1 protein-coding gene and 1 pseudogene are annotated in these 491 nt (G+C 40.5%); both read right to left on the bottom strand.

What is annotated here, in order from left to right; genetic code table 11:
* Positions 1-155: S4 domain-containing protein (locus HC176_RS16230; protein ID WP_280818701.1), on the bottom strand; the 155-nt coding region annotated here is incomplete at its 3' end.
* A gap of 20 nt (positions 156-175) precedes the next feature.
* Positions 176-491: pseudogene (locus tag HC176_RS16225) on the bottom strand (hypothetical protein); the annotation flags it as partial.

Here is a 491-nt window from a genome sequence, read left to right as displayed (position 1 = left end):
ACTTCATCCCCGGGTCTTACTTTGGTTCCCATTTCGGGAATTTCGCCATTGATAGTTACCCGCCCTTGTTCTATGAGACTGTCTGCCTTGCGGCGGGAACAATAACCTACTTCACTTAAATATTTATTCAGTCGGGTAAGATTTTCAGCAGACATGGATATAATTTAAAATTGGATTAATCCCAGGCGATCATAAAATATTTAATTGGGGCATTATCGGGAATTTGAGAGGCCTGTATACGGGTTTGGGTGTCATATCTTAACTCGACCGGAAGGTTTTTCTTGTCTATAGTTACATACATGTTGAGGTCGTCTATAAAGATCACCGCAGCACTCAAAGTGTTTTCAATACGTGAGATATTATAATTTTCTACAATATCTTTAAAAGTGCTTTCTGTACCCAAACCTTTCGCTGTTTTAAAGCGGGGATCCAGGACCTGGATAAATCCAATGGTGCTGGTAGAATCGAAAGCCTGTACAGGTTCCAAAAGC

It is taken from the genome of Tamlana crocina, assembly GCF_012037625.1.
The sequence above is the reverse complement of the archived record's forward strand: the minus strand, read 5'-3'. Positions and strand labels throughout refer to the sequence as shown.